Origin of the sequence: Pedobacter sp., from assembly GCF_035566355.1 — a bacterium.
Taxonomy (GTDB): Bacteria; Bacteroidota; Bacteroidia; order Sphingobacteriales; family Sphingobacteriaceae; genus Pedobacter.
The window spans coordinates 1-5,450 of sequence record NZ_DATMRL010000368.1; the positions used below are offsets into that span (position 1 = coordinate 1).

The 5,450-nt window shown below is 38.2% G+C and carries 4 protein-coding genes; 2 read left to right on the forward strand and 2 right to left on the reverse strand.

Annotation, left to right across the window (positions count from 1 at the left end; translation table 11 throughout):
- A partial coding sequence (locus VNZ46_RS14085; RefSeq protein ID WP_325560726.1) for a hypothetical protein occupies nt 1–1,231 on the forward strand: 1,231 nt, incomplete at its 5' end.
- Nucleotides 1,232–1,260: 29 nt separating this feature from the next.
- The gene (locus VNZ46_RS14090; protein WP_325560727.1) at nt 1,261–2,847 is read left to right on the forward strand and encodes a hypothetical protein; all 1,587 of its coding nucleotides are present in this window, start codon (nt 1,261–1,263) and stop codon (nt 2,845–2,847) included.
- Between the two features lie 4 nt (nt 2,848–2,851).
- On the opposite strand, the gene VNZ46_RS14095 is transcribed toward VNZ46_RS14090, so the two are convergent.
- Both VNZ46_RS14095 and VNZ46_RS14100 read right to left on the reverse strand, forming a co-directional pair.
- Complete coding sequence (locus tag VNZ46_RS14095) at nt 2,852–3,565, reverse strand: hypothetical protein (RefSeq protein ID WP_325560728.1); 714 nt, start codon at nt 3,563–3,565, stop codon at nt 2,852–2,854.
- A gap of 55 nt (nt 3,566–3,620) precedes the next feature.
- Complete coding sequence (locus VNZ46_RS14100; RefSeq protein WP_325560729.1) at nt 3,621–4,943, reverse strand: hypothetical protein; 1,323 nt, start codon at nt 4,941–4,943, stop codon at nt 3,621–3,623.
- Nucleotides 4,944–5,450: the final 507 nt, after the last annotated feature.

A 5,450-nucleotide genomic window follows, 5' to 3' on the forward strand; every position in this document is an offset into this window, starting at 1 on the left:
CCCTGCTGACGGATTTCTATATTTTCCTTCTTGGATCAACCTCTATCTGACAGAAGACTTTATTGCAAACGATTATAATCCTACATCGGAATTTTATCTTGAGTTTGCTTCCAAGCTTGAAGATATTTTTAAAATGATTGGAAGAAAGGAAGAAAGGCCAATATTGGAAACGATGCGGGCAGCTACGTACTCTTTTTTTTACAAGGCGAATGATGGTAAAATAATGCTCTTTCAATTGCATAACGATGTGAGTGATATCCTAATATCAAAGTTCAAACAAGCTCTCGATTTTATTTCTGATCTGTTGGTCGAAAGATATCCTGAAGTAGCGAATGCCATCATCAAAAGTTATTCCTACAACGAAAGGGTTTATTATGTAGGCTATCAACATGATTCATGGGTAATTATAGACCCTTTATTATATGTAACAGATCAAATAAATTCTGAATACAGGAAAAATGCAGATTTAAGAGCACATAAGCCAGATATCATTTTACAAGAGGATAACTTGAACCGCCGTCACACATTCGGTGATAATTGGGTATTAGAATTTGACGGCCTTTCTACGTATCTGGATCGACCAAATGATGTTGGCTTATATTCGAGCATTTGCGAAAAAAACCTCCTGGCAGCAAGAAAATTCTATGATGAAACCATTCTGATTAGGCACCAGTATTATAGCGGTAATTTTCCGATACCAGAGCAACAGCGAGAATATTTCGACTATTTTGAACTGATCACAACTGCGCTGATCTTTGCCTATAGTTCAATTGAAGCATTCATAAATAATTTCATTCCAGATGGTTACACTTTTACCAAACCGAATGGTACTAAAGTGATGGATAAAAATCATATCGAACGATCTCTACCTTTGACCACCAAGCTGAAAACGATTTTCACAGGCATATACCACACACCAAATCCAGAACAGGAAAAATGGTGGCAAAACCTTGCTGATCTCCAAGAATTAAGGGATCAGACCATTCATACCAAGCAACATTATTCGCAAACCCGTTACTCTAAATTACTGAGCCGGGAGATCTTTGATACCGTACAAGTCTACAAGGTTATCATTGCATATTATGGTAAGTACATATTGGAGAAGGACAAGAGCCTAATTAATGACTTCCCTTATAATTTTGGCTTTGACCAAGTGTACCCAGCACTGATGACGGATCGTACTTACAAAGATATTTACAATAGCCTTCACAATCCATCCAATCCTTTGTAAATCAAGCTAATCCAAATACACTTATTTCCATGACCCAAAAGAATTCCCTGGACGAACTTTATGATCAGTTAAAAAAGTTCCATTTATCCGACGGGCTGTATGTAATTGGTGCAGTAAATGCGGCATTAAAGTATGGGACCGTTAAAGCTGACAGAAAGAATATACCTGATTGGATATGGGCTTGGTTGCAGGTTAGGGGGAAAACTGAACACGATAGGCGATCACTATCTATTGTGCTTTCCAGGATGGCGCGCTTTCTGCTGCTTTCGTCGGCGAACGATTATAAAGGCGTTTTTCTTGACCTGAATAATCCGGCGGTTCACAAGGCCTACAATCAGGTGGCGAATTTAGAAGACTTGGAAGAGTCCTCTGGAGAGGACATATTAAATAGTTTTTCCCTTTACTTCAACAGGATAGGACAAATTCAATTCCCGTTACAGGCCAGTAAAAAGACAATAGTCGGTAGAGGTTTTTTGTTATTTCATAAGCTGATCCTTGCCACCCCAACCGATTATGACTTTGATAAGAAGTTTAGGGAATATTTCGGACTCTCCCCTATCGAGTTTATGTCAACTGGCTTTGCGATGTGGATTCTATCAAACGGTACACTGGATTACGAGATGAAGAATGAAATAGCAGAACTGAAACACGTAATTACGCTGGATACGCAGCGCATATTCCTTTCATTGTCTTGCGGAACACCACAGCGTTATCGGGAGTTAGTTCGCGGGGCGGATTGGAAAACACCTCATAAGCTCAAGGATATGTATGCCCTTGAACCATTAACAATCATGCCTGCCGTTAAGGTTGAAAAGTCCTCAAAATTATCTTCTACTACCTATCTCGTACCTCAAGCCAAATATCTCCTTGATAGAGCAAGTTCTGGGATATTCTATTTGTTAGGAGATAAAGAAAAGGAATTGGCCGAAAAGGAAGGAAAGACGGGAAAAAATCCGTTCAGGAATGCCTTCGGAATGGTGTATCGTGCCTATGTAGGTGAACATTTGTCCATACCGGGCAAACATGATTTTATCGATCTTGATAATGATTTTGTTCAAACGACGGGGAAACTCCCTGACTTTGCAATTGTTCAAGGAGATATATGCGTCTTATTTGAAGTCAAAACTTCGCTACTCAATATTGATTCCCGCACCTATTTTGATAAACAGTCACTGGAAAAGGAAGTGAAATCAGGCAATGTTCAAAAGGCAATCAAGCAGTTAACGGATTTCAAGCAGAAAATATTAACAGCGCAAATAGATGATGCTAGATTTTCAAAAATTACTTCAGTAGTTGGTATTATTGTCGGCTATGAGGATATTTTTTCCATAAACTCAACCCTGTTACCGATGCTTGATAACCTTAACGGATCGTCGGTAGATGACCTTCAATTTGCCTCAATCTCGGATATTGAAGCCATTGGTAGCGCTATTGACCAAAAATTGAACATTATAGAGATGCTACAAAAAAAGGTGGCAAGTCCTGCTGAACGCCAATGGTCTATAGCAACCCTTTTCCATAAGGATATGGATCACAGAAATTCTGTGTTGGATCAGGCCTTTAATGAGTTTATTATAAAAATGGGAGTTCCCGGTTTTGCAGGTAAATCTGTATAAAACATTAGCCAAATCGTTTTCCAGTCATCCAGCCCTTTAAAGAACTATATAAGTCTGAATTTATTTCCCGATACTCACTTAGCGGATTTGCGGTAAAATCATAATCCGCCCAACGAATAAAATAAGCTTCCAATATTTGATACAACTGATTGTCGATTTTTTTCAATCGGAGAAGTTCAGCGTCGTAGTTGAATGTAGGGTTTGGATCACATTTGAACGCAAAGTATTTACCAATGAAGTTTCTTACAGCAGAAAAGTTATATAAGGTACCCTGCTTGTAATAACGGGCGATCTGGCTAATAAAACCAGGTTCCGTCTTAAACTCATGATAATCTAACAGAAACATACTTTTCTCAAAACCCATTTTAAGGTACAAGGGCAACATTAGGGTATGGGCGATACTGTTGGTAATGTGTTCAGCCAAGGGAAGATCAAGCAATTGCTTTAAAATATTGCTCTGCCACATCGTGTTTTTAAAATTGCCACCGATATACGCTTCATGATAATCAATATAAGCGTGTAACAGCTCGTGAGTGAACGCATCTGCCGAATAAACGCCTACAGGAATATAGAAGGTAATCGAATTTCCTATCGTGTATACCGAATGTTCACCGTTAAAGGACGGCTCGAAACTGACTTTAAATTTTGACTGGATTTCCTCAAAAATATCCTCGTTTCTTGGATCGATTAGTCTGGTATAATCAATTGTGCTATCCATATTTCAGTTTCTTTAAGTACGCAAATAATTCTTTGGTTTATCATAAAACTAACCGCTAGACTCGGTGCCTGTTATGAGTAATTTTAAAATCCATACTATAACCTTTTGTCCGGTTTGTCCATAGCTCTTTTTTAACAGATAACTTAGCCAGCACATTATTGCAAGTAGTATTCTTTGCCTTAATTATTGCGTTCTTGATCTTATCCGGTAAACCTTCACCAAATACGCTTTGATGAAGCATTTCTGAGCATTGCAGTAAGTACATCAGGGAAGCTGTATTATTTATAGTTCCATTAAAAACTTTTAGCCCAATGTGGAGTTCAGTCGCTATCAATTGGTCACCGAGTACCATGTAGGTGATAGTATCTGAAAATATGGGGTCGTCACTCAGCTTAAAAGGAAGAGAAATAGAGCAAAATTCTTCATCAATAGTGTTTCGGTAATCAGGTGACTCAATTCCTTTTGAAACGAGTAAGTCTTTAACCTGATATGGTGACCAGCCCAGCCCCTCGTTTACGGTATGCGGATTTTGCTCTGCATCTTGCAAGGTTTTAACCAAAGTAATGGCCTCATCCACTTCCTTACGGGTTTGCAGGTTCTTGGTGAAAGCCATTCTTTTCCAACGTTCCATTCCCTCAAGGTCACCATGAAACCGTAGCATCACTTTTAACATAGTATACTTGTAAACACCAGGTAGCTTGAACTGACTCTTTAAAGCCACAAAAGCCGTTTCATAATGGGTAAACATAGCTATTCCATACAAAAATGGGACGAACATCAGAGATAAACACAGTGGCATGATGAACTGCATTGCGGTTAACCGGTTAAGATAGTCGGTATAATGATGAATCAAATGGATAACAACCGCAGCTAAAGAGATCAGTCCGATTAAAATAAATATGCCATTCATGAGTTTATGTACCTGCCTGTGTTCTGGTTTCTTTTCACTGAAAGCAAGCATTCCCCCAATAAAAACTGCTACAGGAACCATTAAAATTTCGATCCACCAGTCGAATGTATATAAGCCAAAGATGTATTCATATATGATTGAAAAAGCCACTAAGGGCCGAACTACCTGCTTGACAAATTTTTGAAAGCTGTTGATCTTGGCGGCATTGTACATTAATGGTAAAGCAACGAACAGGAACCACATCACCGTATCTTTAATCAGCGAAGAATCCCATATTTTGACCTTGTAAAGTACCCAGACGCATATAAAAAGATAAGTAAGTGCTATCAAATAAACATAGACAAACTGTTTACAGAAGAAAGCCTTTATCAAGTCGATAAGGGATGAACGATTTTTTCCGGAGAAAAAAAGGACAATTAAAAGTAAGGTGCCCCAGATTAAATAGGCTATCTCCCGTGTGTTGAACATAATGTAAGGCTTTGACTTATTTATCAAAGATAACTAAAGCACCAACGTATAAACTAAAATTATTAGTAAAAAGTTATAGATTAGATTATTAATAGTTGGCAATGAGAAAATCTGTGTTCGACAGTAGAGAAGAGGAAAAGCTTTTTAAGCGATTAAAGACCTATTGGAGCAAATACTTAGACGTTTTTCCACAACTCCCACCTAGAAATGTGTTCGGCTATGATGAAATCATGAAGTCAGATATGAAGGTCGGGGCAAAAACTTTTTACTCAAAACCAGTTTTGATTTTGTGATTTGCGACATCACCACTCATGCGCCCTTATTGGTAATTGAATTTGATGGCCTGTAAGGCGGATTTTCAAGGGAAGCAGAATATTTTATTAAAAAACCCTTTAGAGATGATCCTCATAGAGAACTGAAAATGAACACCTACAGGCCTGTCGTGATTTCAATATCCCTGCTGTAGTAGTATCGTACTAGAGGTAAAGCATTAATAACATTAAAACA

Bases quoted from the DNA above. Each gene is read 5' to 3' on its own strand.
- VNZ46_RS14090 (WP_325560727.1), top strand. From the start codon at position 1,261: ATGACCCAAAAGAATTCCCTGGACGAACTTTATGATCAGTTAAAAAAG.
- VNZ46_RS14100 (WP_325560729.1), bottom strand. From the start codon at position 4,943: ATGTTCAACACACGGGAGATAGCCTATTTAATCTGGGGCACCTTACTT.
- VNZ46_RS14095 (WP_325560728.1), bottom strand. From the start codon at position 3,565: ATGGATAGCACAATTGATTATACCAGACTAATCGATCCAAGAAACGAG.